The organism is Variovorax boronicumulans, assembly GCF_019352895.1.
Classification (GTDB): Bacteria; Pseudomonadota; Gammaproteobacteria; order Burkholderiales; family Burkholderiaceae_C; genus Variovorax; species Variovorax boronicumulans_A.
In genome coordinates, this window is record NZ_JAAAFX010000009.1 from 1,510,427 (window position 1) to 1,535,936 (window position 25,510).

General features: G+C 70.2%; 23 protein-coding genes. 10 read left to right on the plus strand and 13 right to left on the minus strand.

The genetic code is table 11. From position 1 onward, the window contains the following. The first annotated feature begins 106 nt into the window (after positions 1-106). Genes K0H49_RS26135 through K0H49_RS26155 form a run of 5 tightly spaced genes read left to right on the plus strand, consistent with a single transcriptional unit; the run spans position 107 to position 4,569 of the window. A complete protein-coding gene (locus K0H49_RS26135; protein ID WP_219218913.1) occupies positions 107-994 on the plus strand; it encodes an alpha/beta hydrolase in 888 nt (295 codons plus the stop codon). A gap of 52 nt (positions 995-1,046) precedes the next feature. Next, positions 1,047-2,285 (plus strand): multidrug effflux MFS transporter, encoded by a 1,239-nt coding sequence (locus tag K0H49_RS26140; RefSeq protein WP_219218915.1) that lies wholly within the window; start codon positions 1,047-1,049, stop codon positions 2,283-2,285. Beyond that, positions 2,275-3,225, plus strand: coding sequence for a tRNA (adenosine(37)-N6)-dimethylallyltransferase MiaA (gene miaA, locus K0H49_RS26145; protein ID WP_374122424.1), 951 nt, complete (start codon positions 2,275-2,277; stop codon positions 3,223-3,225). The genes K0H49_RS26140 and miaA overlap by 11 nt, the downstream gene beginning before the upstream one ends. Further along, positions 3,222-3,872, plus strand: coding sequence for an ABC transporter ATP-binding protein (locus K0H49_RS26150; RefSeq protein WP_219218925.1), 651 nt, complete (start codon positions 3,222-3,224; stop codon positions 3,870-3,872). The genes miaA and K0H49_RS26150 overlap by 4 nt, the downstream gene beginning before the upstream one ends. Continuing rightward, positions 3,865-4,569, plus strand: coding sequence for a CPBP family glutamic-type intramembrane protease (locus tag K0H49_RS26155; protein ID WP_219218927.1), 705 nt, complete (start codon positions 3,865-3,867; stop codon positions 4,567-4,569). Before K0H49_RS26150 ends, K0H49_RS26155 begins: the two co-directional genes overlap by 8 nt. Position 4,570: 1 nt before the next feature. Here K0H49_RS26155 and K0H49_RS26160 read toward each other — a convergent pair whose 3' ends face one another. The 7 genes from K0H49_RS26160 to K0H49_RS26190 are packed head-to-tail and all read right to left on the minus strand — an operon-like array spanning position 4,571 to position 12,049. Continuing rightward, positions 4,571-5,536: a threo-3-hydroxy-L-aspartate ammonia-lyase gene (locus K0H49_RS26160; RefSeq protein ID WP_219218930.1), complete on the minus strand. Its 966-nt coding sequence runs from the start codon at positions 5,534-5,536 to the stop codon at positions 4,571-4,573. A 19-nt stretch (positions 5,537-5,555) separates the two neighbouring features. Next, the gene (locus tag K0H49_RS26165; RefSeq protein ID WP_219218932.1) at positions 5,556-6,734 is read right to left on the minus strand and encodes an acyl-CoA dehydrogenase family protein; all 1,179 of its coding nucleotides are present in this window, start codon (positions 6,732-6,734) and stop codon (positions 5,556-5,558) included. Positions 6,735-6,744: 10 nt separating this feature from the next. Beyond that, complete coding sequence (locus tag K0H49_RS26170) at positions 6,745-7,995, minus strand: SfnB family sulfur acquisition oxidoreductase (RefSeq protein ID WP_219218934.1); 1,251 nt, start codon at positions 7,993-7,995, stop codon at positions 6,745-6,747. Further along, positions 7,992-8,645, minus strand: coding sequence for a methionine ABC transporter permease (locus K0H49_RS26175; protein ID WP_219218936.1), 654 nt, complete (start codon positions 8,643-8,645; stop codon positions 7,992-7,994). Before K0H49_RS26175 ends, K0H49_RS26170 begins: the two co-directional genes overlap by 4 nt. Next, entirely contained in the window at positions 8,635-9,774 is a 1,140-nt protein-coding gene (locus tag K0H49_RS26180; protein ID WP_219218938.1) for a methionine ABC transporter ATP-binding protein, read from the minus strand. Before K0H49_RS26180 ends, K0H49_RS26175 begins: the two co-directional genes overlap by 11 nt. Beyond that, the gene (locus K0H49_RS26185) at positions 9,771-11,129 is read right to left on the minus strand and encodes an LLM class flavin-dependent oxidoreductase (protein WP_257625220.1); all 1,359 of its coding nucleotides are present in this window, start codon (positions 11,127-11,129) and stop codon (positions 9,771-9,773) included. Before K0H49_RS26185 ends, K0H49_RS26180 begins: the two co-directional genes overlap by 4 nt. Before the next feature lie 38 nt (positions 11,130-11,167). Continuing rightward, positions 11,168-12,049 carry a MetQ/NlpA family ABC transporter substrate-binding protein gene (locus K0H49_RS26190; protein WP_219218942.1) on the minus strand — a complete coding sequence of 294 codons (882 nt, stop codon included), beginning with the start codon at positions 12,047-12,049 and terminating at the stop codon, positions 11,168-11,170. A gap of 151 nt (positions 12,050-12,200) precedes the next feature. Between K0H49_RS26190 and K0H49_RS26195 the strand changes: the two genes are divergently transcribed. Then, positions 12,201-12,542, plus strand: a complete 342-nt coding sequence (locus K0H49_RS26195) for a carboxymuconolactone decarboxylase family protein (protein WP_219218944.1) — start codon at positions 12,201-12,203, stop codon at positions 12,540-12,542. Between the two features lie 38 nt (positions 12,543-12,580). Then, positions 12,581-15,127 (plus strand): FtsX-like permease family protein, encoded by a 2,547-nt coding sequence (locus tag K0H49_RS26200; RefSeq protein ID WP_219218946.1) that lies wholly within the window; start codon positions 12,581-12,583, stop codon positions 15,125-15,127. Between the two features lie 40 nt (positions 15,128-15,167). On the opposite strand, the gene K0H49_RS26205 is transcribed toward K0H49_RS26200, so the two are convergent. Next, complete coding sequence (locus tag K0H49_RS26205) at positions 15,168-17,663, minus strand: penicillin acylase family protein (RefSeq protein ID WP_219218947.1); 2,496 nt, start codon at positions 17,661-17,663, stop codon at positions 15,168-15,170. A gap of 101 nt (positions 17,664-17,764) precedes the next feature. On the opposite strand from K0H49_RS26205, the gene K0H49_RS26210 reads away from it, so the two are divergent. Beyond that, on the plus strand, positions 17,765-18,841 hold the full coding sequence (locus K0H49_RS26210) for a PLP-dependent cysteine synthase family protein (protein WP_219218949.1): 1,077 nt from the start codon (positions 17,765-17,767) through the stop codon (positions 18,839-18,841). Next, the gene (locus tag K0H49_RS26215; RefSeq protein WP_219218951.1) at positions 18,841-19,911 is read left to right on the plus strand and encodes a lipocalin-like domain-containing protein; all 1,071 of its coding nucleotides are present in this window, start codon (positions 18,841-18,843) and stop codon (positions 19,909-19,911) included. The genes K0H49_RS26210 and K0H49_RS26215 overlap by 1 nt, the downstream gene beginning before the upstream one ends. Here the strand turns inward: K0H49_RS26215 and K0H49_RS26220 are convergent. Continuing rightward, the gene (locus K0H49_RS26220; protein WP_219218953.1) at positions 19,908-20,363 is read right to left on the minus strand and encodes an Lrp/AsnC family transcriptional regulator; all 456 of its coding nucleotides are present in this window, start codon (positions 20,361-20,363) and stop codon (positions 19,908-19,910) included. The genes K0H49_RS26215 and K0H49_RS26220 overlap by 4 nt on opposite strands. 142 nt (positions 20,364-20,505) lie before the next feature. Here K0H49_RS26220 and K0H49_RS26225 point away from each other — a divergent pair, with 142 nt between their 5' ends. After that, the gene (locus K0H49_RS26225; RefSeq protein ID WP_219218955.1) at positions 20,506-21,114 is read left to right on the plus strand and encodes a glutathione S-transferase family protein; all 609 of its coding nucleotides are present in this window, start codon (positions 20,506-20,508) and stop codon (positions 21,112-21,114) included. A 24-nt stretch (positions 21,115-21,138) separates the two neighbouring features. Here the strand turns inward: K0H49_RS26225 and K0H49_RS26230 are convergent, their stop codons facing one another. Genes K0H49_RS26230 through K0H49_RS26245 form a run of 4 tightly spaced genes read right to left on the minus strand, consistent with a single transcriptional unit; the run spans position 21,139 to position 25,506 of the window. Next, entirely contained in the window at positions 21,139-22,128 is a 990-nt protein-coding gene (locus K0H49_RS26230) for a branched-chain amino acid ABC transporter permease (RefSeq protein ID WP_219218957.1), read from the minus strand. A gap of 9 nt (positions 22,129-22,137) precedes the next feature. Beyond that, positions 22,138-23,013 (minus strand): branched-chain amino acid ABC transporter permease, encoded by an 876-nt coding sequence (locus K0H49_RS26235; protein ID WP_183026562.1) that lies wholly within the window; start codon positions 23,011-23,013, stop codon positions 22,138-22,140. Between the two features lie 42 nt (positions 23,014-23,055). Further along, positions 23,056-24,252 carry an ABC transporter substrate-binding protein gene (locus K0H49_RS26240; RefSeq protein ID WP_219218959.1) on the minus strand — a complete coding sequence of 399 codons (1,197 nt, stop codon included), beginning with the start codon at positions 24,250-24,252 and terminating at the stop codon, positions 23,056-23,058. A gap of 57 nt (positions 24,253-24,309) precedes the next feature. Continuing rightward, a complete protein-coding gene (locus tag K0H49_RS26245) occupies positions 24,310-25,506 on the minus strand; it encodes an ABC transporter substrate-binding protein (RefSeq protein WP_219218961.1) in 1,197 nt (398 codons plus the stop codon). Between the last annotated feature and the right edge of the window lie 4 nt (positions 25,507-25,510).

Below are 25,510 nucleotides of genomic sequence, written 5' to 3' on the forward strand. Positions count from 1 at the left end.
AGAACCAATACAAGGGTTTCCGAGGGTCAGCGAAGCGGCGGGCACGCACGTTGCATGGTCTTATGGTCGGAACTTTCCGCCTACCTGACCTGTCTGTCACCCACGCATGAAACATTGGTCCCTGTTCGCCACGGCCACCGCCCTGATCGCCCTCCTGGCCGGTGGCTGCGCGACGCTGGACGAACGCCAGCGTGAATGGATCTTCCAGCCCAGCGACCGCAGCTGGGGCAATTCGGAAGCCATGACCCAGGGCATGGAGGACGTCTGGATCGATTTCAGCTCCTCCGTGACCGGCGAACCGGCCCGCTTGCACGGCCTGTGGCTCGGCGGCGCCCCGGAATCGGTCGAGACCCCCGTGCTGCTGTACCTGCATGGTGCGCGCTACAACGTGGCGGGCTCGGCGCCGCGCATGCGCCGGATGCACGAACTGGGCTTCTCGGTGCTGGCCATCGACTACCGCGGCTTCGGCAAGAGTTCGGCCGGCCTGCCCTCGGAAGAAACCGCCCGCGAAGACGCCCGCGCCGCCTGGACCTGGCTGGCCGCGCGCCACCCGCAACAGCGTCGTTACATCTTCGGCCACTCGCTGGGCGGCGCCATCGGCATCGACCTGGCCGCGCACGTGAGCGACGAGAGCGGCACCATCGTCGAGAGCACCTTCACCTCGATCGCCGACGTGGCCAGCAGCTTCAAGTGGGGCTGGCTGCCCTTCGGGCCTTTCATCACCCAGCGCTTCGAGGCCATCCGCAAGGTCAAGGACATCGGCGCGCCGCTGCTGGTGGTGCATGGCACGGCCGACAGCCTGATCAACCCGACGCTGGGCCGCAAGCTCTATGAAGCGGCCCGGGTGCCCAAGATGTTCGTGCTGGTCGAGGGCGGCTCGCACCACAACACCAATTCGGTGGGCGCGGCCCAGTACCGGGCCGCCCTGTCGCAGCTGTTCCGCATGAAGCCGCCGGGCACCGAAGTCGCCGAGCTCCGGACGCACGGCCTCTGAGCATCCCGCGCGCCCGGGAAATCCGGCGCCGGCTTTTGTTACCCTCGGGCGCATGCCGCCTTCCTCCATTGCACCGGCGGCCGCGCCGCGCACCCTCGGCATGTCGCCCGCGCTGATCGTCCTGACGCTGGCCCTGCTGCTGGGCATCCAGCCCGTCACCACCGACCTCTACCTGCCCGCCCTGCCGGCCCTGACCTCGGGCTTCGGCGCGCCCGTGGCCCATGCGCAGCTCACGCTGACCGCGCTGTTGCTGGCCTTCGGGCTCTCGCAGCTGCTGCTGGGCCCGCTGTCCGACCGCTATGGCCGCCGGCCGGTGCTGCTCTGCGGCCTGGCCGCCTATGTCGTCGCGGCGGTGGGCGGCGCGCTGGCGCCGTCGATGGAATGGCTGATCGGCTGGCGCACGCTGCAGGGCGCCGCCATGGGCGCGGCCGTGATGGCGGCCCGCGCCATCGTCCGCGACCTGTACCTGCCGGCCGAAGGCGCGCGCGTGATGTCGCGTGCGCTCACCGGCCTGGGCGTGATCGCCTGCCTCTGCGCGCCGCTGGGCGGGCTGCTGTCGGACCTGGCCAGCTGGCGCGTGGCCCTGCTGGCGCCGGCGCTGTTCGGCGCCGGTACGCTGGCCCTGGTGGCGCTGCGTTTCGAGGAGTCGCTGGCGCGGCGCAACCCGGATGCGCTGGCGCCGCGCACCCTGCTGCGCACCTGGGCCATGGTGCTGCGCCACCCCACCTTCCTGGCCTTCTGCGCCCTCACCACGGCCTCGTATGCGGTGCTGTTCACCTTCCTCGCGGCCTCCTCCTTCGTCTTCATCCAGGTGCTGGGCCTGACGAAGACGCAGTACGGCCTGGTGATGCTCTGGAACTCGCTGGCCTACATCGCCGGCACCTTCGTCTGCCGCCACTGGCTGCCGCGCCACGGCGTGCGCGGCAGCATTGCGCGCGGGGCGGTGCTCACGCTCGCCGGCGGCACGCTGATGGGTGGACTGGCGCTGGCCGGCGCGCAGTCGGTGGCCGCGATCGTGGGCCCGCTCACGCTGGTGATGCTGGGCCATGGCGTGCACCAGCCCTGCGGCCAGAGCGGCGCGGTCGGGCCCTTCCCGCAGGCGGCCGGCGCCGCGTCGGCGCTCAACGGCTTCGTGATGATGCTGGCCGCCTTCGGCATCGGCGGCTGGCTCGGCACGCACCTCGACGGCACGGTGCGGCCGCTGGCCTACGGCATGTGGTTCTGGAGCGTCTGCATCGCGCTGATCGCCTGGACCCTGGTGCAGAAATATGGAGAAGCCCGTGGCGAATGACACGCAGGTGCTGCCGGCCACGCGCTTCGCGGCCATCGCCGGCCCCACCGCCGCCGGCAAGACCGCGGCCGCGCTCGCGGTGGCGCGGCGCCGGCCGGTGGAGATCGTCAGCGTCGACTCGGCGCTGGTCTACCGCGGCATGGACATCGGCACCGCCAAGCCCAGCGCAGCCGAGTTGGCCGAAGCGCCGCACCACCTGATCGACATCCGCGACCCGCGCGAGGCCTACAGCGCCGCGGCCTTCGTGGCCGACGCCAGCCGGCTGATCGCCGAGATCAACGCGCGCGGCCGATTGCCGCTGCTGGTGGGCGGCACCATGCTGTACTTCAAGGCGCTGGCCGACGGCATCGACGCCATGCCGGCGGCCAACCCCGCGGTGCGCGCGATGCTCGAGGCCGAAGCCGCCATCCACGGCTGGCCCGCGATGCATGCACGCCTGGCCGCGGTCGACCCGGTCACGGCCGCGCGGCTCGCGCCCCACGACAGCCAGCGCCTGCAGCGCGCGCTCGAGGTCTGGCACAGCAGCGGCCTGCCGTTGTCGCACTTCCATGCGGCGGCCGACAAGGTCCGCGGGCCGCAGGCCGCGGTGTTCGTCTCGCTCGAAGCCACCGAGCGCAGCTGGCTGCACGGCCGCATCGCCGAACGCTTCGACGTCATGCTGGCCGGCGGTTTCCTGGCCGAGGTGCAGGCGCTGCGCGCGCGCGGCGACCTGGTGGCCGACCTGCCCTCGATGCGCTGCGTGGGCTACCGTCAGGCCTGGGAGGCGCTCGACGGCGACTACCCGATGACCGAGCTGCGCGAACGCGGCATCGCCGCCACGCGCCAGCTGGCCAAGCGCCAGATGACCTGGCTGCGCAGCATGCCGCAGCGCCAGGTGGTCGCGGCCGAGGCGCCCGACGCCGTCGCACAGGTGGTCGACCGGATCATGGGCATCGCATGACACTGCACATCGAAGGCCTGGCCAAGCGCTATGGCGACGCGACCGTGTTCGCCGAGGTCTCGCTCACGGTCGCGGCGGGCGAGTTCGTCGCCATCGTCGGCGAATCGGGCGTGGGCAAGTCGACCCTGCTCAACTGCATGGCCGGCCTCGACACCTGGGATGCCGGGCGCATCGTGCACGACGCCACCGACATCGGCGCGCTCGATGCCGAAGCCTGCGCGATCTGGCGCCGCAGCCAGGTGGGCTTCGTGTTCCAGGCCTTCCATGTGCTGCCGCACCTCGACGTGGCGCAGAACGTGGGCCTGCCGCTGATGCTGCTGGGCCGGCGCGACGAGGCGCGCGTGGCGCGCATGCTGGAAGTGGTCGGCCTGGCCGGGCTCGGGGCGCGGCTGCCGCAGCAACTGAGCGGCGGCCAGCTGCAGCGCGTGGCCATCGCGCGCGCGCTGGTGCACCGCCCCGCCCTGCTGCTGGCCGACGAGCCCACCGGCAACCTCGACCCGACCACGGCGGCCAAGGTGATGGACGTGCTGCTGGCCCAGACGCGCGAGCACGGCGCCTCGCTGGTGCTGGTCACGCACTCCGAGGCGGCGGCGGCGCGGGCGGACCGGGTGCTGCACCTGACATCGCAAGGGATCGTGCGTGCGTGACACGGTGAACGAGGTCCTCGGTGAAGTGAGGATGCTCCTTCACCGTGGCCTGCCGACCGAAACGCTTCGTTCTTCACGCTTCCTCTGGACTCGCCTGGCCGTCGTACTGACGTTGATGCTGGGCAGCGCCATGGTCCTCGGCACCATCGCGGAAAGACTGGGCCTCGCACGCGAGATGATCTTCCTTGGCGCGGGCGCAGGCCCGCTCACGTGGCGCGTATGGCTGCTCGGCGTCGTGCTTGCACCGGTAGCCGAAGAACTCGTCTTCAGAAGCGGATTGAGAAGCGCGACCATGGCAGCCCTGCTGCTGTGGTCATTGCTGCTGGTCATCGCGCTCGTCAGTCCCCAGCGCCCTGCGATGCTCGGTCTGCTCGCGTTGTTCACCGTAGGGGCGCTTCTGTCGCTTCTGAACGCACAAAGACGCAGGGCCTTGCTGCCCTGGGTTCACCGTGTACTGCTTCGCCATCGTGCCCTGTGGGTGCACCTGTCCACGGTCTCGTTCGCATTGGTCCATCTCAGCAATTGGCAAGCGATCTCCGGCACGCCCGTTCGTGCCGTGGTGCTGGTGCTGCCTCAACTGGTGACCGGGTACGGACTCGCCTACATCTGCATTCGCATGGGCTTGCGCTGGTCCATCCTTGCGCATGCCTTGTTCAATGCTTGCGTTTTCCTGATGGAAACCGTGGCTTCGCCCTGATTCACTCGCCCGCCAACAGCGCCGCGTATCGCGCCAAGTCCACATTGCCCCCGCTCACGATCACGCCGACCCTCGCGCCCGGCAGCGTGGCCGCGTCCTGGCAGGCGCCGGCGAAGGCCAGGCCGCCCGTGGGTTCGACCACTATCTTCATGCGCTCGGCGAAGAAGCGCATCGCGTCGACCAGCTGCGCATCGCTCACGGTGCGGATGTCGTCCACGTCGCGCCGGATGATGGCGAAGGTGTGCTCGCCCAGGTGCTGGGTCTGCGCGCCGTCGGCGATGGTGCGCGGCGTCTCGATGTGCACGATGCGGCCCGCGCGCAGCGACTGCTGGCCGTCGTTGCCGGCCTCGGGCTCGATGCCGTAGACCTTGCAATCGGGCGACAGCGCGCGCGCCGACAGGGCCGAGCCGCTGAGCAGCCCGCCGCCGCCCAGGCACACGTAGAGCGCATCGAGCGGGCCGGTTTCCTCGATCAGTTCCTTCACGGCCGTGCCCTGGCCGGTGAGCACGTCGGGGTGGTCGTAGGGTGGGATCAGCGTCATGCCGCGCTCGGCCGCCAGCCGCTTTGTGAGCGCCTCGCGGTCTTCGGTGAAACGGTCGTAGAGCACCACCTCGGCGCCGTAGCCGCGGGTGGCGGCCAGCTTGGCGGCCGGGGCGTCCTGCGGCATCAGGATCAGCGCGGGCATGCCCAGCAGCCGGGCCGACAGCGCCACGGCCTGCGCGTGGTTGCCCGAGGAGAAGGCGATGGCACCGGCCTGGCGCTGCGCCGCATCGAAACGCGACAGCGCATTGAAGGCGCCGCGGAACTTGAACGCGCCCATGCGCTGGAAGTTCTCGCACTTGAAGAAGAATTGCGCGCCCCAGCGCGCATCGGCGGTGGCGGAGCGCAGCACGGGGGTGCGGTGGGCATGGCCTTCGAGCCGCGCGGCGGCGGCGACCACGTCGTCGTAGGTGGGCAGTGCAGTCATGCCGCACAGCTTACCAAGCTCAGGTGTAGAGCGAAGGCACGGGCGCCTCGTCCTTCAACGCCCAGCGCCCCAGCATGTTGAGCTTGTAGTCCAGCGGATCGTGCAGCGTGTGGGTGCGCACGTTGCGCCAGAAGCGGTCGAAGCCCAGCGACGCGTGCGTGCCGCGCGCACCCACCACCTCGAACAGCTCCTGGCTCGCGTACAGGCCCGCGCGGTGCGCCACCACCTTGGCCTCGGCCACCGCGATTGCGACCGCGGCACGCTCGTCCGCCACGAGGGCTTCGCCCTTCACGTAGGCCGCATCGAGCGCCTGCGCCGCGCGGTCGGCCAGCGCCTCGCCCGCGGCGATCTGCACCTGCAGCTCGCCGAAGCGGTTGAGCGTGTAGGGATCGTCGGTGGCATGCGCCACGCCCGAGCTGACCCAGGGTCGCGCGTTCGTGTGCGCCCATTCGCGCGCTTCCTGCCGCGCACCGATCGCGATGCCCAGGTAGAGGTTGACCAGCACCAGCTGGCCGATGGTGGTGCGCAGCGTATGGAAGGCCGTGGGCACGGCGTCGCTCGCGCGGATCACGTCGCGCGCGGGCAGCGCCACCTGCGTGAAGACCACGGCGTTGCTGTCGGTCTGGCGCTGGCCGATCGGGTCCCAGTCGTCGAGCACCGCGATGCCCGGCTGCTGCGTCGGCACGATGCCCAGCAGCATCGGGCCGCCCGCGGCGGGCACGGCCGAGAGCGTCATGTAGCTGGAGCCCGTGGTCCCCGAGCAGAAGCTCTTGGTGCCCTCGAGCACCAGGTCGCCATCGGCCCCGGGGTGCGCCTCGAGCCGGCGATCGATGGGGTTCATCGCGTTGCCCCACCAGCCCTGCTCGCGCACCGTGGCCGAGAGCCAGCGCTGCTGCTGGTCCGACGTGCCGTAGATCACCACGGTCGCGACCTGCAGGTGGTGGAAGGCCAGCACATGGGCCAAGGCACTGTCGACCGCCGCGATGCGCCGCACGGTCGTGAACACGCTGCGCCAGTCGAGGCCGCGGCCGCCGAAGGCTGGCGGCACGGCGTCGTTGAGCAGGCCGTGCGCGCGGATCAGCGCCTTCTCGGCGGCGGCATGGCCGCCCTCGCGGTCGCGCGCCACGGCGGTGGCGCGCAGGGCATCGAGCAGCGGCTGCAGGTCGTCGACGGGCGGATGGGGAAGGCGGGCGTTCATGAATGAAGGGCTAGAACCAGAGATGGTGCGGCGGCAGCTTGCCGTTGAGGAAATGGTCGCCCAGCGCGTGGTATTTCCAGCGCACCGGGTCGTGCAGCGTGTGGGTGCGCGCGTTGCGCCAGTGGCGGTCGAGGCCGTGCTCGGCCACCGTGCTCTGCGCGCCGGCCAGCTCGAACAGCTTGCTCGCGGCCTGCAGCGCGACCTCGGTGGTGAGGATCTTGGCCTCGGCCACGGCCAGCGAGGCTTCGCCGGCCTGCTCGGGCGTCGAGACCGCGGGCGTGTCGTCGAGCGCGCGCGCGGCGCGTTCGAGCAGCGCATCGGCAGCCCGCAGCTGCACGCGCAGCCGCCCCACCTCGCTCAAGGTGAGCGGGTCGGCGCTGGCGATGTCGACGCCGCTGTCTATCCACGGCCGCGCACGCGTGGTCACGAAATGGCGCATGTCCTCCAGCGCCGCATGGGCGATGCCGCCGTCGATGGCGGCCTGCAGGATCTGCGAGAAGGGACCGGCCAGCGTCGGCCGCGCGAAGCGCGTCGAGGGCACGAGCTGCCAGGCCTGCACCGCCACCTGGGCCAGCGTCACGCTGCCGCTCGCCGTGGTGCGCTGGCCGAAGCCCGACCAGTCGTCGATCACCGCCAGGCCCGGCGCGCCGCGCTCGACCATCGCAAGCCAGGGCTTGTCCTGCGCGTCGCGCGCCGACACCGGAATCCAGTCGGCGAACAGCGCGCCGGTAGAGAAGGCCTTGCGGCCATCGAGGCGGAACGCGCCCTCGCCCGCCGCGGCATCGGCCACCAGGCGGGTGCGGGTCTCGCGCACGTGCCGGGTGCCGACCTCCGACACCGCATTGCCCAGCCGGGCGCCGCGCAGCAGCTCGGCGAAGAAGAAATCCTGCTGCGCGGGGCTGCCGTCGAGCCGCAGCGCGCACACCACGCTGTAGTGGTTCTGCGGGATCTGGGCGATCGACGGGTCGGCCTGCGCGATGCGCCGGAACACCTCGACCAGCGTGACATGGCTGACGTCGGCGCCGCCATGGCTGCGCGGCACGGTCAGCGCCCAGAGGCCGCCCTGCGAGAAGGCGTCGACCTCGGCATGCGGCAGCGCGCGCTCGCGGTCGCGCGCGGCGGCGCCGGGCGCGATCGCGGCGGCGAAGGTCGCTGCCGCCTCGAGGGCCTCGGCGTCGTCGCGGATGACGTGGGCGTCGGGGCGCGTGAAGGCGCGCGCACGGCGCGGCCTGTGGTGGCTGTCGTGGCTGTCGTGGCTCATGTCCTCTCCCTTCGATTGACCCGGCGCGCCAATGCGTCGCCACTCCATTGCACCGCCCCGACCAGCACGATCAGCAGTGCGATCACCTCCAGCATCACGACGGTGTCGAAGCGCTGGTAGCCGTAGCGGATCGCCAGGTCGCCCAGGCCGCCGCCGCCCACCGCGCCGGCCATGGCCGACGAGCCGATCATGGTCACCACCGTGAGCGTGAAGCCCGCGATGATCCCGGGCAGCGCCTCGGGCAGCAGCACGTGGCGCACGATGTGCCAGCGCTTGCAGCCCATGGCCTGCGCCGCTTCCACCAGGCCGCGGTCGACCTCGCGCAGGCTGACCTCGACCATGCGCGCGAAGAAAGGCGTCGAGGCGATCGACAGCGGCACCACCGCGGCCCACAGGCCGATCGAGGTGCCGACGACCCAGCGCGTGAACGGGATCAGCGCCACCAGCAGGATGATGAAGGGGGCCGAGCGCAGCACGTTGACCACGCTGCCCAGCACCCGGTTCACGCCGGGCCGCGCGTAGATGCCGCCCGGCGCGGTGGTGGTCAGCATCACCGCGATCGGCACGCCGGCCACGAAGGCGAAGGCGGCCGAGACGCCGACCATCAGCAGGGTCTGCAAGGTCGCGTTGATGAACATGTCAAGCAGCATGCGCGGCTCCTTCTTTTTCTTCGTCGCGCACGCCCAGCACCGTGACCTGGTCGACCAGGCCGGCGAGCGCATGGCGCAGCGCATCGACCGAGCGCAGCGAACTGCGCGCCGACAGCACCACGCGGCCCAGCGGCCGCCCTGCGATGCGGTCGATGCCGCCGTGCAGCAGCTGCAGCGGGCCGCCGAGGGCCAGCGCCAGCGCACCGAGCTCGAACTCGCGCCCGTGCTGGCCGTTGAGCCGCAGGTCCAGCAGCACGGTGGCGCCGGGTGCCAGCGCCTCGTCGGCCTGCACCGGCCGCAGCCCCTGGCGCAGCGCGGGCGGCAGCTCGTGCAGCAAGGGTTGCAGCAGCGCGCGCGTGGCGTCGCTCTGCGGATCGCCGAAGACGCGCCAGACCTCGCCCAGCTCGACCAGCCGGCCCTTCTCCAGCACCGCGACGCGGTCGCAGATCTCGCGGATCACCGCCATCTCGTGCGTGATCAGCACCACCGTGAGGCCGAGCCGCCGGTTGATGTCGCGCAGCAGCGCCAGGATCGACTGCGTGGTCTCGGGGTCGAGCGCCGAGGTGGCCTCGTCGCACAGCAGCACCTCGGGGTCGTGCACCAGCGCACGCGCGATGCCCACGCGCTGCTTCTGGCCGCCCGAGAGCTGCGCCGGGTAGGCGTCCTTCTTGGCCGCCAGGCCCACCAGTTCGAGCAGCGCATCGACCTTGCGCGCGATCGCCTCGCGCGGCACGCCGGCCACGCGCAGCGGCAGCGCCACGTTCTCCCCCACCGTCTTGGCCGACAGCAGGTTGAAGTGCTGGAAGATCATGCCGGTGCGGCGGCGCAGCTTGACCAGTGCGTCCTCGTCGAGCGTGCCCACGTCGGTGCCGTGCACCACGACGCGGCCCTCGGTCGGGGCCTCGAGCCGGTTCACGGTGCGCAGCAGCGTCGACTTGCCCGCGCCGCTGCGGCCGATGATGCCGAAGACCTCGCCGGTCTCTATGCGGAAGTCGATCCCGGCCAGCGCCTGGGTGCGCCCCGCCGTGCCTTCGTAGTGCTTGCCCACGCGCTCGAAGACGATGCTGGCGCCGCGCGCCGCGCCGGTGTCATGCGCTGCCACGTGGCGGATCTCGGACAGGTCGGTCATGCGGAAGGCGAAGGAAAACGGAAGGACGCCGCCGCATGCCGGTCGGGCAGGCGGTCGGTGCCGAAGAGCTTGTGGCGCAAGGTGCCGGGCGTGTAGGCCTTCTTGTAGACGCCACGCGCACGCAGCTCCGGCACCAGCAGGTCGACGATGTCGGTGAAGCACTCGGGCACCACGGTGCGGATCAGGTTGAAGCCGTCGACATCGGCCTCGCGCACCCACGATGCCAGTTCGTCGGCCACCTGCTCGGCCGAGCCGACGATGGGCGTGTGGCGGCTGCCCAGCACCATCTGGTCGAGCAGCCGGCGCGGGGTCCAGACCTGGCCGCCGCTGCGCGTGGTGACCGATTCGAGGAAGGACTTGAGCGCCTGCGTGTCGGGGTTGACGATGGGCGCATCGAGGTCGAAGCGCGAGAAGTCGATGCCGGTCTGGGCCGAGAAATGCGCCAGGCCTGCTTCGGGGCTCGCGTGGTGCCGGTACTCGGCAAAGCGCTCGCGCGCCTCGGCCTCGGTCGCCCCCACCACCACGATGGTGCCGACGAAGAAGCGCAGGTCCTCGCGGCGCCGGCCCAGCGCGACCGCGCGCGCCGTGATGTCGGCGATGGTCTCGCGCGCCTGGACCTTGGTGCCCGAGACGAAGATGCATTCGGCATGGCGCGCCGCGAAGTCCATGCCACGCTTCGACGCGCCGGCCTGGAACAGCACTGGCGTGCGCTGCGGCGACGGCTCGCTCAGGAAGATGGTGTCGGCCTGGTAGTACGGGCCTTCGTGGCGGATGCGGTGCACCTTGTCGGGCCGCGTGTGGATGCGCGCGGCGCGGTCGTGCACCACCGCATCGTCTTCCCAGCTGCCTTCCCAGAGCTTGTAGGCCAGTTCCATGAAGTCGTCGGCCCGGTCGTAGCGCGCGTCGTGGCCCAGCTGCTGCGTCTGGCCTGCGGCGCGGGCCGCGCTGTCGAGGAAACCGGTCACGATGTTCCAGGCCGCGCGCCCCTCGCTCAGGTGGTCGAGCGTGCTCATGCGGCGCGCGAACAGGTGCGGCACCTCGTAGGACTGGTTCACGGTCACGCCGAAGCCCAGGTGCTCGGTCACGTGCGCCATCAGCGGCACCAGCAGCAGCGGGTCGTTGATCGGATGCTGTACGCCTTCGCGCAAGGCCGCGTCGGGCCGGCCTTCCCAGACGTCGTTGGCCCCGATGATGTCGGCCAGGAACAGCGTGTCGAAGCCGCCGCGCTCCAGCGTGCGGGCCAGTTCGGCCCAGTAGCGTGACGTGCGGTAGGCCCGCGAGTCGTCGCGCGGATGCGTCCACAGGCCGTGGGCGATGTCGCCGATGCAGTTCATGTGCACGGCGTTGAACAGCATCGGCCGCGCCGCGGCGCCGCGCGCCCCTGCCACCCCGCTCACTTGGCGGGGGTCGCGTTCAGCGCGGTCTTCTGTGCGTTGGCCTGCGCCGTCTCCCATGGGAACTCGACCAGGCCGTCGAAGGCGGTGCGCACGGCGGCCTTCACTTCGGGGCTGTTCTGGTAGATGGCGATGAACTTGCGGATGCGCGGGTCGTTGGCGCGCTCGGGCTTGGCGGCCCAGACGAAGCTGTACTTGCTGTTGTCCTTCTCGCGGTAGATCGGCTTGTGCACGTCGAGCCCGGCGATCTTGACGAAGGTCGCGTAGGTCACGGCGGCGTCGAGGTCGTCGAAGGCGCGCGCGATGGCCGGGCCGTCGATCTGCAGGATCTGCAGCTTGCGCGGGTTCTCGCTCACGTCCTCGACGGTCGAGGTCGTGCTGCCGCCGCCCTTGAGCTTGATCAGGCCGGCCTCCTGCAGCACCAGCAGCGCCCGTGCGGTGTTGATCGGGTCCTGCGCGATCGCGATCTTGGCGCCGTTCTTGATCTGGTCGAGCGAACTCAGCTTCTTCGAGTAGATGCCGACCGTGGTCGTGTAGCCGCCCGCGATGGGCACCAGGTTGTAGCCGCCGGCCTTGTTCGACTGCTCGAGGAAGGGCTTGTGCTGGAAGTGGTTCACGTCGACCTCGCCGCTGGCCACGGCCGAGTTGGGTGTGCGCCAGTCGCTGAACTCGATGATCTCGACGTTCAGGCCCTGGGCCTTGGCCTGCTGCGCCGCGATCTCCAGGCCGCGCGTGGCCGGGCTGGTGGCGGTGGCGACCTTGAGCGGCTTGTCCTGCGCGAAGACCGGCGCGCCCAGCGAGGACAGCGCCGCGGCGGCGAGGAAGGCGCCGCCGAAGCGACGGGTGAAGGCGAGGACGGACGAGGCTTGGGATTTCTTCATGAGCGACTTTTCTGGCAGGCAGCCGCTGGCGGGCCGCGAAATGGACCGGCGAAGTTAAGGCCTCCTCACCCTGCGGACAACGAAGCTTTCGACCCTTGCTTATGCGGATTCCTTCTTTGCCATGCGCGCGCGGTGGACCTGCAATCGCCGCATGAGCCAAGACACCCCCGAACGCATCGACTGGACCCAGAGCGCGCGCATGCAGGCGCTGAACGCGCTCGCGCCCGAACCCTTCGCGGCCTTCGCCGCCTTCGACAAGGCGGTGTTCGCGCCCGGCCATCTCGAACCCAAGATCAAGGAGCTGATCGCGGTCGCGGTCACGCACGTGACGCAGTGCGAGTCCTGCCTCACGCTGCATGTGAAGAACGCGCGCCGGCTCGGCGCCACCGACGGCGAGGTCGCCGAGGCGCTGTGGGTCGCGGCGCAACTGCGCGCAGGCGGCGCGATCGGCCAGTTCGGCGCCACGCTCGCGGCGCTGAAGCAAGGCGGCTGAGGCCACGGCGCGCGACGGGCAGGCGCGACAATGGCGCCATGCGCGCGCTGCTTCTCACTTTCTCCTGGCAGGAGCTGCGCCACCACCCGTGGCGCAACGCGGCCGCCGTCGTCGCGGTGATGCTCGGGGTGGCGCTGGCCTTCTCGGTGCACCTGATCAACGCGTCGGCGCTCGACGAGTTCTCCAGCGCGGTGCGCTCGGTCAACGGCCAGCCCGACCTCGAGTTGCGCGCCGCGCAGGGCAGCTTCGACGAAGCGCTGTTCGCGCAGGTCGCAAGCCATCCGCAGGTGGCGCTGGCCAGCCCGGTGGTCGAGATCCCCGCGAGCACGCTGGCCGCCGACGGCGCCCGGCTGCCGCTGCGCATCGTGGGCGTGGATGCGCTCGCGCTGCCCACGCTCGCGCCCGCGCTGATGCCGGTGCCGGCCGAAGGCGCGGCGCGCTTCGCGCTCTTCGCGCCCGACCAGGTCTTCCTCAACGCCGCGGCGCGCAATGCGCTGGGCCCGGCCGCCACGCAGCTCGAGGCACAGGTCGGCACCCAGCGCCATCCCCTGCAGATCGCGGGCACCGTGGCCGCGGGCGGCAGTGCGCTCGCGGTGATGGACATCGCGGCCGCGCAGGAACGCTTCGGCCGGCTCGGCCAGCTCACGCGCATCGACCTGCGGCTGCAGGGCGGCATCGACCGCGCGGCCTTCGTCCGCTCGCTGGAAGGCGCGCCCGGCTGGCCCTCGAACGTGCGCATCGCCGAACCGGGCGATGCGGCCGAGCGGGTGAGCAACCTCTCACGCGCCTACCGCGTCAACCTCACGGTGCTGGCGCTGGTCGCGCTGTTCACCGGCGCCTTCCTGGTGTTCTCGGTGCTGGCGCTCAGCGTGGCCAAGCGCGCGCAGCAGTTCGCGCTGCTGGGCGTGCTGGGCCTGACGCCGCGCGGCCGGCTCGCGCTGGTGCTGGCCGAGTCGCTGATCCTCGGCGTGGTCGGCAGCCTGGCGGGCATCGCGTTGGGCGCCGGGCTGGCCGTGTTCGCGCTGCGCGTGCTGGGCGGCGACCTGGGCGGCGGCTACTTCGCGGGCGTGGCGCCCACCCTGCACTGGCGCTCGGGCGCCGCGCTGCTCTACGGCGGGCTGGGCGTGGCCGCGGCGCTGGTCGGCGGCTGGTGGCCCGCACGCGCGGCGCAGGCGCTGCCCGAGGCCCAGACGCTCAAGGGCCTGGGCGCGGCGCCCACGCGGCAAGGCGCGCGCGTGCTGCCCTTCGCGCTGCTGCTGGCCGGCGTGGCGCTCGCCCAGATGCCGCCGCTGTTCGACATCCCGGTGGCCGCGTACGTCTCGGTCGGCCTGCTGCTGGTGGGCGGCATCACCGCCCTGCCCTGGCTGATCGCGCTGCTCTACGACCGCATCGCGCCCCTCTTCGCGCAACGCGTGCTGCCGATGCTGGCCATCGAGCGTGCACGCCGCATGCGCGGCACGGCCGCGGTGGCGGTCAGCGGCGTGGTCGCGAGCCTGAGCCTGGCGGTGGCGCTGACCGTGATGGTCGCGAGCTTCCGCGATTCGGTCACGCGCTGGCTCGACGTGGTGCTGCCGGCCGACCTCTACCTGCGCGTGGCCGGCGCCAGCGCAGCCGACGACGCGGCCTTCACGCCCGTCTTCGTGCAGCAGCTGGCGCAATTGCCCGGCGTGGCGCGCACCAGCACGCAGCGGCTGCGCCCGCTGCTGCTCGACCCCGCACGGCCGGCCGTGACGCTGATCGCGCGCAGCCTCGACGACGGCGCCGCGCGCACGCTGCCGCTGGTCGGCGAGGCGCTGCCCGTGCCCGCGGGGCAGGTCGGCATCTATGTGAGCGAGGCGATGGTCGACCTGTACGGCGCGAAGCCGGGCGCGGTGTTCGCGCCGCTGGCGCAGGCGCTCGGCACGCCCGCGGCCGGCCAGCGCTTCTTCGTGGCCGGCGTGTGGCGCGACTATGTGCGCCAGTTCGGCGCCATCACGATGGACGCGCGCGACTTCGAGCGCCTGACCGGCGACGCCGGCGCCAGCGACGTCGCGCTGTGGCTCGCGCCCCATGCGGTCGACACCGAGGTGCGGTCCGCGGTACGCGCGCTGGCGTCGGCCGAGCCTGGCCTGTCCGATGCGCTGGAACTGGCCTCGGTGGGCCAGATCCGCGCCACCTCGCTGCGCATCTTCGACCGCAGCTTCGCCGTGACCTACTGGCTGCAGGCCGTGGCCATCGCCATCGGCCTGTTCGGCATCGCGGCCAGCTTCAGCGCGCAGGTGCTGGCGCGCCGCAAGGAGTTCGGCCTGATGGCGCACCTGGGGTTCACCCGGCGCCAGGTGCTGGCGGTGGTGGCCGGCGAAGGCGCAGCCTGGACCGCCATCGGCGCCGTCGCCGGGCTGGGCCTGGGGCTCGCGGTGTCGGTGGTGCTGGTGAAGGTGGTGAACCCGCAGAGCTTCCACTGGAGCATGGACCTGCTCGTGCCCTGGCTGCGGCTGCTGGCGCTGTGCGCGGCGGTCGTGGCGGCCGGCACGCTGACGGCGTGGCTGGCGGGGCGGGCTGCGGCGGGCAAGGATGCGGTGCTGGCGGTGAAGGAAGACTGGTAGCTCAGTCTTTCCCTCGCGGCAGGCACCGGCCCTCGCCCCGTCAACGCCCCGGCGACAACTGGATCCGCTCGACCGTCTCCTTCTCCACCGCAGCACGCGAATAGACCAGCGGCACGTACTTGCCCTCGAGCCACAGCGGGGCGAGATCCCGGTAGTTCGGGCTGTCCGGATTCCCCGACTGCCCCGGCGCGTTGATCACGCGCGAAGCGTCCCAATTCCCCACGTCGAGCACCATGCGGAAGGACGCGCCCGCGGTCAGCTTGTAGTCGCTGGCGCGGTAGGTCGCGGCCATCGGCGTGAAGGCCGAGCCGGACATCGGCCAGTCGCCCACATCGAGCTTCTTGCGTGCGGCCGCATCGACCACGCTGCCGAGCGGATGGCGGAACTCGGCGCGGTGCAGGGTGCCCCACTTCCAGGCCGCCGTATCGGGGCCGAGCCTGGCCGTGAGCTCCTGCATCGCCAACGGCAAGGTCGTCAGCAGCAGGGCATCGCGCTGCGCGTTCGAGACCCAGTCGGCGGGGTTCTCGAGCAGCAGCACCATGCGCGTGTTGTCGCCGGGCGTGGCCAGCGCGGCGGCGGCATCGCCCGCGCCGGCCTTCAGCACGGCCGCGCGCAGGGGCTTGCTGCTCCAGACCTCGTACAGCGCGGCGGCGGCGCTGTTGCGGTCCATCGCACCGTTCCAGCCCTGCAGCAGGCGCAAGGCCGAAGCCGTCTGCGGATCGTCGCTGCGCAGGCCGGCCAGCAGCCTGAGCAGCCGCTGCGCGGGCGTGGCGACGATGTCGTTCTGCATGCGCTCCGAATCCTCGAGGGTGAAGCGCGTGCCCGCCGCCACCTTGGCCGCGAACAGTTCCTTCAGGCGGCGCGCGCGGGCCGCATCGCTCCACTCGTAGCCCACGCCCTTCTTCGCGGCCGGATGGTCGGGCGGGATGTTGTTCTCGTTGGCCGTCACCACGTAGCCGCGCGCGGGGTTGAACTCCGACGGCAGTTCGTCGCCGTTGCGGAAGCCCGACCACTCGTAGCGCCCGTCGCCAGGCACCGGCATCAGGCCGTCCCAGTTGGGGCGGATCGGCGTGAGCCCGCCGGGAATCCAGCCGACGTTGCCGCTGGTGTCGGCATAGACCTGGTTCTCGCCCGGCGCGCCCCAGCGGTTCATGGCGGCGCGGAACTGGTCCCAGTTGCGCGCACGCATGTAGTCCATCGAACCGAAGTACGGCGCCATGCCGGGTTCCAGCCAGGCCGCGCGCAATGCATAGGCGCGCTGCTTGCCGGGCTCGGCCAGCAGCACCGGGCCGTGGCGCGTGAAGCGGTTGACCACCTCGCGGGGCGTGCTTTCGCCCTTGACCGCGATGCGTTCGGTCACGCGCGTCATCGGCTCCCAACGGTCCTGGTAGCGGTATTCTTCGGGGTTGGCCGGGTTGAGCCGGTACACGTACAGGTCTTCCTGGTCCATGTAGAAGCGCGTCAGGCCGAAGGCGATGGCGCCGTTGTGGCCGATCGACAGGCCCGGCAGGAAGGGCTCGCCCGCGCCGATGGCGTCCATGCCCGGTGCGCTCAGGTGCGTCATGTAGCGCAGGCTGGGCGCGCCATGGGCGCGGTGCGGGTCATTGGCCAGGATGGGCCGGCCGGTGGCCGTGAGCTTCGGCGCGATCACCCAGTTGTTGCTGCCATAGGCGCCAGTCGGGTCGCCCTGCGAGGCCTGCTGCGCGTCCTCGCGCTGCCGTTCGGCTTCCGCGCTGCCCGGCAGCAGCGCCACCGGAACCACCGCCGCGCCCGCGTTCATGCCCAGCCGCGTGTTGGCCTTGGTGAAGACCGGCCCTTCGGTGGCGCGCAGGTAGGCCGCGCGCAATTCGGCGGCCGGGATGTCGCAGGGGTCGAGCCCCGGCGGCACCTGCGGCGTGACGGGCGGGTCGAGCTCGCGGCGCAGCCAGTCGGCCTTGGCACCGGCCGGGCCGGCGCAGAACGCACGCGCGCGTTCGATCTCGGACGTGAAGTTGAGCGTGAGCCCGTGGTGGCGGATGCGCACCACGTCTTCGGCCGACCAGGTCGCCGGCTGGTAGCCGAGCAGCGCGAACTCGGCCGGCAGCAGCGCGGGCTGCGCCTGCACCTGCGCCACGTAGGCGTTGACACCCGCGGTGAAGGCCTCGGCCACGCGCTTGGCGTCGGAGCCGTAGGCCAGCCATTCGCGGTACATGTCGCCGCGGTAGAGCACGGCGCGCGCGGCGCGGTCGCTCTCGACCCAGTCGGGACCGAAGTCCTTGGCCATCTCGCCCAGTCCGCGCTTGCGCCACAGGTCCATCTGCCAGAGCCGGTCACGCGCGGCGATGAAACCCTGCGCCACGAAGGCGTCGTAGAGCGTGCCCGCATAGAGATGCGGCACGCCCCAGCGGTCGACCAGCACTTCGGCGGGCTTCTCGAGGCCGGGGACGGCGAAGGACGAGGAGGGTCGGTTGGGCGTGTTGACGCCCGAAGGGCTGCTGGCGCAGCCGACCAATGCAAGGGCCGCGAGCGCCGCGGCGCTCAGCTTGATCTTCTTCATGTTTGTCTTTGTCTCCTGCCTTGTAGACGGCAGGGCACAGTATCCCGATTCGGCGGCCTGCCGGGTTCCGCACAAACCATGACTTGTAGACTGGCGCTGATATGCAGCCCCCCTCTTCCTCCTCCCCCTGCAGCGGCTGGCTCGGCGGCGCGATCCGCCGCATCGAGGCCGACTACCAGCGCAGCGCCGACACGCACCTGATCCCGCTGCCCCTGCCCGCACTCGCCGCGCAGGGCATCGACCTGTACCTCAAGGACGAGTCGACGCACCCGACCGGCAGCCTCAAGCACCGGCTGGCACGCTCGCTGTTTCTCTATGCGCTGTGCAACGGCTGGGTGCGCGAGGGCACGACCATCGTCGAGGCCTCGAGCGGCTCGACGGCGGTAAGCGAGGCCTACTTCGCGCGGCTGCTGGGCCTGCCCTTCATCGCGGTGATGCCGCGCAGCACCTCGCCCGAGAAGATCGCCCAGATCGCGTTCTACGGCGCGACCTGCCACTTCGTCGACCATGCGGCGCAGGTCTACGAAGAGGCGCGGGCCGTGGCCGAACTCAGCGGCGGCCACTACATGGACCAGTTCACCTACGCCGAGCGCGCGACCGACTGGCGCGGCAACAACAACATCGCCGAGAGCATGTTCCAGCAGATGGCGCGCGAGCGGCATCCGGTGCCGAAGTGGATCGTGGTGGGCGCTGGCACGGGCGGCACCAGCGCGACCATCGGGCGCTACCTGCGCTTTCGCTGCCACGACACGCAGGTCTGCGTGCCCGACCCCGAAGGCTCGGTGTTCTCGGCCTACCACCGCACGGGCGACGCCGCGCTCACCGATGTGGGCTCGCGTATCGAAGGCATCGGCCGACCGCGCGTGGAGCCCAGCTTCATCCGCAGCCTGGTCGACCGCATGATCGAGGTGCCCAACCTCGAGTCGGTGGCGGCCATGCACGCGCTGTCGGCGCTGCTGGGCCGCAAGGTCGGCCCTTCGACCGGCACCAACTTCGTGGGCATGCTGGCGCTGGCGCAGGAGATGCGCGCGGCCGGGCAGCAGGGCTCGATCCTCTCGCTGCTCTGCGATGCCGGCGAGCGCTACCTGCCGAGCTACCACGACGCGCCCTGGGTGCAGCAGGCCTTCGGCGACATCGGCCCGGCGCGGCAGCGCATCGACGCCTTGCTGGCCGCCTGATGAACGCCGCGCGCTTGCTGTTGTCGAGGCGCAGCCTGCTGCTGGCAGCGGTCGCGGCCATGCCGCTGGCAGGCTGGGCCCTGCCCGAACGCACGCTGGTGTTTCCGCGCGACTTCGGCAGCCACCCCGATCTGCACACCGAGTGGTGGTACATCACCGGCCATGCGAAGAACGCCGCGGGCCGCGAATTCGGTTTCCAGGTCACCTTCTTCCGCTCGCGCATCGATGCCACGCAGGCCATGCGCTCGGCCTTCGCGGCCAAGCAGCTGGTGTTCGCGCACGCGGCCGTGACCGACCTCGAAGGCCGCGTGCTGCGGCACGACCAGCGCATCGCACGCGCCGGCTTCGGCGTGGCGTCGGCCAGCGAAGCCGACACCGAGGTGCGCATCCGCGACTGGTCCCTGGTGCGCGAGAACGGCGTCTACCGCGCGCGCATCCCGGCCGGCGAGTTCACGCTCGACCTGCGCTTCACGCCCACCCAGCCGGTGCTGCTGCAAGGCAGGGCCGGCCTGTCGCGCAAGGGGCCCGACGCCTCGCAGGCCAGCTACTACTACAGCGAACCGCAGCTCGCGGCGCAGGGCAAACTCACGCTCAAGGGCCAACCCTTCGAGATCGCGGGCAAGGCCTGGCTCGACCACGAGTGGAGCGAGGCGCTGATGCATCCCGAGGCTGTGGGCTGGGACTGGATCGGCATGAACCTCGACGACGGCAGCGCGCTCACGGCCTTCCACCTGCGGCGCGCCGATGGCAGCGCGCTGTGGGGCGGCGGCTCGTTCCGGCCGCGCGACGGCGTGGCGCGCATCTTCCGCGACGACGAAGTGCGCTTCGAGAGCATCCGGACCTGGACCAGCCCGCGCACGCAGGCGAAGTACCCCACGCAGTGGCGCGTGCAGACGCCGTCCGGCTCTTTCGAGGTGCGTGCCTTGCTCGACGACCAGGAGCTCGACAGCCGCGGCTCGACCGGCGGCGTGTACTGGGAAGGCCTGAGCGACCTGCGCGATGCGCAGGGCCGGCGCGTGGGGCGCGGATACCTGGAGATGACGGGGTACGCGGCGCCGCTTCGTCTTTAAGCCAGGCGCCCCGCCGCCAGCACCGTCGCGGTCTTGCGCACCGGGCTCGAGAGCACCAGCGAGGTCGTGACGCCGCCGTGCCGCGCGAGCGCGTCCACCACGCGCTCGAGGTCCTGCGGTTCGGCGATGGCACAGCGCACGATGAAGCAGTCCTCGCCGGTCACGCGGTCGGCCTCGAGCACTTCGGGCATGTCCTCGAACAGCTGGATGTAGGGGCGAATGCCCTCGTGCGTGGTCTGGATGCGGATGATCGCCTGCAGGCCGATGCCGATGGCGCGCAGGTTGACGCGTGCGCCGTAGCCCTCGATCACCCCCGCATCCTCGAGCTTGCGCACGCGCTCGCTCATCGCCGGTTGCGACAGCCCGATGCGCTTGCCGATCGCGGCCAGGCTCTGACGCGCGTCGCGTTGCAGCGCTTCGAGGATCAGGCGGTCCTTCTTGTCCAGCTTCATGGGAATGAGGTGATGTGATGCCGATGATCCATCGGTTCGACAGGTCGATTTTCGATGGCTTGCGCTGGGACGCGCGGCGTCCATTCTCTATCGTCGCAGCAGCCTCGCCATGTGGCGCGACGGCCCTTGCGAAAGATGGACCATGGAACTCATCGGCATGCTCGACTCGCCCTACGTGCGGCGCGTGGCCGTCACACTGCACCTGCTGAAGCGGCCCTTCGTGCACCGGCCGATCTCGGTCTTTCGCACCTTCGAGCAGTTTCGCGCGATCAATCCGGTGGTGAAGGCCCCCACGCTGGTCTGCGCCGACGGCCAGACCCTGATGGACTCGACGCTGATCATCGACCACATCGAGACGGTCGCCGGACGCAGCCTGATGCCGGCCGATCCTGCGGCGCGCCAGCGCGCATTGCGGATCGTCGGACTGGGGCTGGCGGTGTGCGAGAAGGCGGTGCAGATCGTCTACGAGCGCCAGCTCCGTCCGCCCGAGAAGCTGCACGCGCCCTGGATGGAACGCGTGAAGCAGCAGCTGGATGCCGCCTGCGCGCAGCTGGAGGCCGAGCTTGCGGCGCAACCGTTGGCACGGGAGGCTGCGACCATCGACCAGGCCGGTGTGACCAGCGCCATCGCCTGGCGCTTCACGCAGGAGATGGTGCCCGGAGACGTCGACGTGCGGGCCCATCCTGCGACAGCCCGCCATGCGCGGGCGGCGGAAGGCCTCGACGCCTTCCTGGCCGCGCCCTTCGCCTGAAGGGGCTGAAGGGCCGCGGGCGCCTCAGCCGCGCACGCGTGTCTTGCGCCTGTCGATGAACGCGATGATCTCGCCCATGATCCCCTTGCGGAAGGCCAGCACGCAGATCACGAAGATCAGGCCCGTGACCATGGTCACCGACTCGCCCAGCGTGTTGAACCAGTCGACCGTGGTCAGGCGCGCCAGGAAGTTGCCCAGCTCGCCGATCTTGTTCTCCAGCAGCACCACCACGGCCGAGCCCACCAGCGGACCCGACAGCGTGCCCAGCCCGCCCACCAGCGTCATCAGGATCACCTGGCCCGAGGCGGTCCAGTGCACGTCCGACAGCGTGGCGAAGCCCAGCACCAGCGTCTTGAGCGAGCCCGCCAGGCCCGACAGCGCCGCCGAGATCACGAAGGCCAGCAGCTTGAAGCGGCTCACGTCGTAGCCCAGCGAGAGCGCGCGCGGCTCGTTCTCCTTGATGCCCTTCAACACCTGCCCGAAGGGCGAGTGGATGGTGCGCACGATCAGCAGGAAGGCCAGCACGACCACGACCAGCGCCACGTAGTACATCGTCAGGTCGTTCGACAGGTCGATCAGGCCGAACAGCTTGCCGCGCGGCACGCCCTGCAGGCCGTCCTCACCGCCGGTGAACCGGGCCTGCAGCGCGACGAAGAACATCATCTGTGCGAGCGCCAGCGTGATCATCGCGAAGTAGATGCCCTGGCGCCGGATGGCCAGGATGCCGAAGATCCAGCCCAGGAAGGCGCCGGTGAGCGTGCCCGCGAGCAGGCCCAGCTCGGGCGTCAGGCCCCAGACCTTGATCGCATGGCCGGCCACATAGGCCGAGCCGCCCAGGAAGGCCGCATGGCCGAAGGACAGCAGGCCGGTGTAGCCCAGCAGCAGGTTGAAGGCCGAGGCGAACAGCGCGAAGCACATGAGCTTCATCACGAACACCGGGTAGGCGCCGAAGGAAGGCGCCGCGATCAGCGCGACGAGCAGCAGCAGGTAGATGACAAGAGAGAGCTTCTTCATGGCCGCTTCTTATTTTTCTTTGCCGAACAGGCCGGCGGGGCGGATGAGCAGCACGATGACCATGATCACGAACACGACGGTGGAGGAAGCCTCGGGGTAGAAGACCTTGGTGAAGCCCTCGATCACCCCCAGGCCCAGCCCGGTGAGGATGGCGCCCATGATCGAGCCCATGCCGCCGATCACGACCACCGCGAACACCACGATGATCAGGTTCTGGCCCATCAGCGGCGAGACCTGGATCACCGGCGCGGCCAGCACGCCGGCGAAGGCGGCCAGTCCGGCGCCGAAGGCGTAGGTCAGCGTGATCATCAGCGGCACGTTGACGCCGAAGGCCTCGACCAGGCGCGGGTTCTCGGTGCCGGCGCGCAGGTAGGCGCCCAGGCGGGTCTTCTCGATCACGTACCAGGTGGCAAAGCACACGACCAGCGAGGCCACGACCACCCAGGCACGGTAGTTGGGCAGCACCATGAAGCCCAGGTCGGTGGCGCTGGACAGCGCCTCGGGCGCGTCGTACTGCAGGCCCGAGACGCCGTAGACCGAACGGAACACGCCCTCGATCAGCAGCGTGAGGCCCAGCGTGAGCAGCAGGCCGTAGAGGTGGTCGAGCTTGTAGATCCAGCGCAGCAGCAGGCGCTCGATCAGCACGCCGAAGGCGCCGACGACGATCGGGGCCGCGATCAGCATCACCCAGTAGTTGACGCCCAGGTACTCCATCGCCATCCATGTCAGGACGGCGCCGAGCATGAACAGCGCGCCGTGCGCGAAGTTGATGACGTTGAGCAGGCCGAAGATCACCGCCAGCCCGAGGCTGAGGATGGCATAGAACGAGCCGTTCACCAGCCCCAGGAGGAGCTGGCTCAGCAGGCCGGGAAGGGAGATGGTCATAGAGGTCTCAACGAACCCGGGCGCCGGAGCGCCCGCGGAAAATCACTTCCACAGCGCGCACTTGCTCTCGGCCTTGGTCGTGTAGACGTCCTCGCCCTTGAGCTTCTGCACCACCTTGTAGTAGTCCCAGGGCTCCTTGGACTCGGCCGGCGACTTGACCTGCATCAGGTACATGTCGTGCACGAAGCGGCCGTCGGCACGCACCGTGCCCTTGGCATAGAAGTCGTCGATCGGCGTCTTCTTGATCTGCGCCATGACCGTGTCGGCATCGATGCTCTTGGCGGCCTGCACGGCCTTCAGGTAGGTCATGGTGGCGGAGTAGTCGGCGGCCTGGATGTCGGTGGGCATGCGCTTGGTCTTCTCGAAGAAGCGCCGGCCGAAGGCGCGCGTCTTGTCGTCGAGGTTCCAGTCCCAGCTGGTGGTGAGCAGCAGGCCTTCGGTGTTCTTCAGGCCCAGGCTGTGCACGTCGGTCACGAAGACCAGCAGGCCGACCATCTTCATGCTCTTGGTGATGCCGAATTCCTTGGCCGCCTTGATCGCGTTGATGGTGTCGCCGCCCGCGTTGGCCAGCGCCAGCACCTGCGCCTTGGAGTTCTGCGCCTGCAGCAGGAAGGACGAGAAGTCGGAGGTGTTGAGCGGATGCTTGACGCTGCCCACCACGGTGCCGCCCTTCTCCTTCACGACCTTGGTGGCATCGGCTTCCAGCGCCTGGCCGAAGGCATAGTCGGCGGTCAGGAAGAACCAGCTCTTGTCGCCGCGCGCGATCACCGCGCTGCCCGTGCCCTTGGCCAGTGCCACGGTGTCGTAGGCGTAGTGCACGGTGTAGGGGCTGCACTGTTCGTTGGTGAGCGCCGAGCTGCCGGCGCCGTTGACGATGAACACGCGCTTCTTCTCCTGCGCCACCTTGGCCATGGCCAGGCCGGTGCCCGAGCTGGTGCCGCCGAACAGCATCGTCAGGCCCTGCGTGTCGATCCACTCGCGCGCCTTGGAGGCCGCGATGTCAGCCTTGTTCTGGTGGTCGGCCTGCAGCAGCTCGATGGGCATGCCGTTGACCTTGCCGCCGAAATCGTCGATGGCCATCTGGATCGCGAGGGCACCGTTCTTGCCCTCCACGTCGGCGTAGAGACTCGACATGTCGGTGATGAAACCGATCTTGACCTTCTCCTGGGCCTGCGCGGCGCCGGCGGCCGCGAGGCAGGTTGCGACGAAGCAGGCAGAGGCGATGAGCGTGCGTTTCATGGGATGGTTCTCTGGGTTGACTGGAGGTGGAAAGGGGTCTGGTGCCGCGTCAGCGGCTTATTTCCAGAGGGCGCACTTGGTTTCGGCCTTGGTGGTGAAGACCTGGTCGCCCGGCAGCGTCTTGAGCACCTTCAGGTAGTCCCAGGGCTTCTTGGATTCGGCGGGCGACTTCACCTCGACCAGGTACATGTCGTGGATGAAGCTGCCGTCGGCGCGGATCTGGCCCTTGCCGTAGAAGTCGTCGATCTTCACGCTCTTGAGCTGCGCCATCACCTTGTCGGAGTCGGTGGTCTTGGCGGCAGCCACGGCCTTGAGGTAGGTCATGGTGGCCGAGTAGTCGGCGGCCTGCACGTCGGTCGGCATGCGCTTGGTCTTCTCGAAGAAGCGGTTGGCGAACTTGCGCGTGTCGTCGTTCAGGTCCCAGTACCAGCTGGTGGTGTGCAGCAGGCCTTCGGTGTTCTTCAGGCCCAGGCTGTGGATGTCGCTCAGGAAGACCAGCAGGCCGGCGGTCTTCATGGTCTTGTTGATGCCGAACTCGCGGGCCGCCTTGATCGAGTTGACGGTGTCGCCGCCCGCGTTGGCCAGGCCCAGGATCTGCGCCTTGGAGTTCTGTGCCTGCAGCAGGAAGGACGAGAAGTCCGATGCGTTCAGCGGATGGCGCACCGAACCCACCACGGTGCCGCCCTTCTCCTTCACGACCTTCGTGGTGTCGGCTTCGAGTGCATGGCCGAAGGCGTAGTCGGCGGTCAGGAAGAACCAGCTCTTGCCGCCGCGGTCGACCACGGCCGCGCCCGTGCCCTTGGCCAGCGCCACCGTGTCGTAGGCGTAGTGGATGGTGTACGGGCTGCACTGCTCGTTGGTGAGCACCGAGCTGCCCGCGCCGTTGTTGAAGTACACGCGCTTCTTCTCTTCCGCCACCTTGGCGGTGGCCAGCGCCACGCCCGAGTTGGTGCCGCCGAAGACCATGGTCACGCCGGCGGTGTCGATCCATTCGCGGGCCTTGGAGGCGGCGATGTCGGCCTTGTTCTGGTGATCGGCCACCAGCAGTTCGATGGGCTGGCCCAGCGCCTTGCCGCCGAAGTCGTCGATGGCCATCTGGATCGCGGTGGCGCCACCCTTGCCTTCGAGGTCGGCATAGAGGCTCGACAGGTCGGTGACGAAGCCGATCTTCACTTTTTCCTGCGCCTGTGCAGCGCCTGCGCCCAGCGCAAGGATGCCGATGGCGGTCGCGATGAGGCCGAGTTTCTTGTTCATGGTG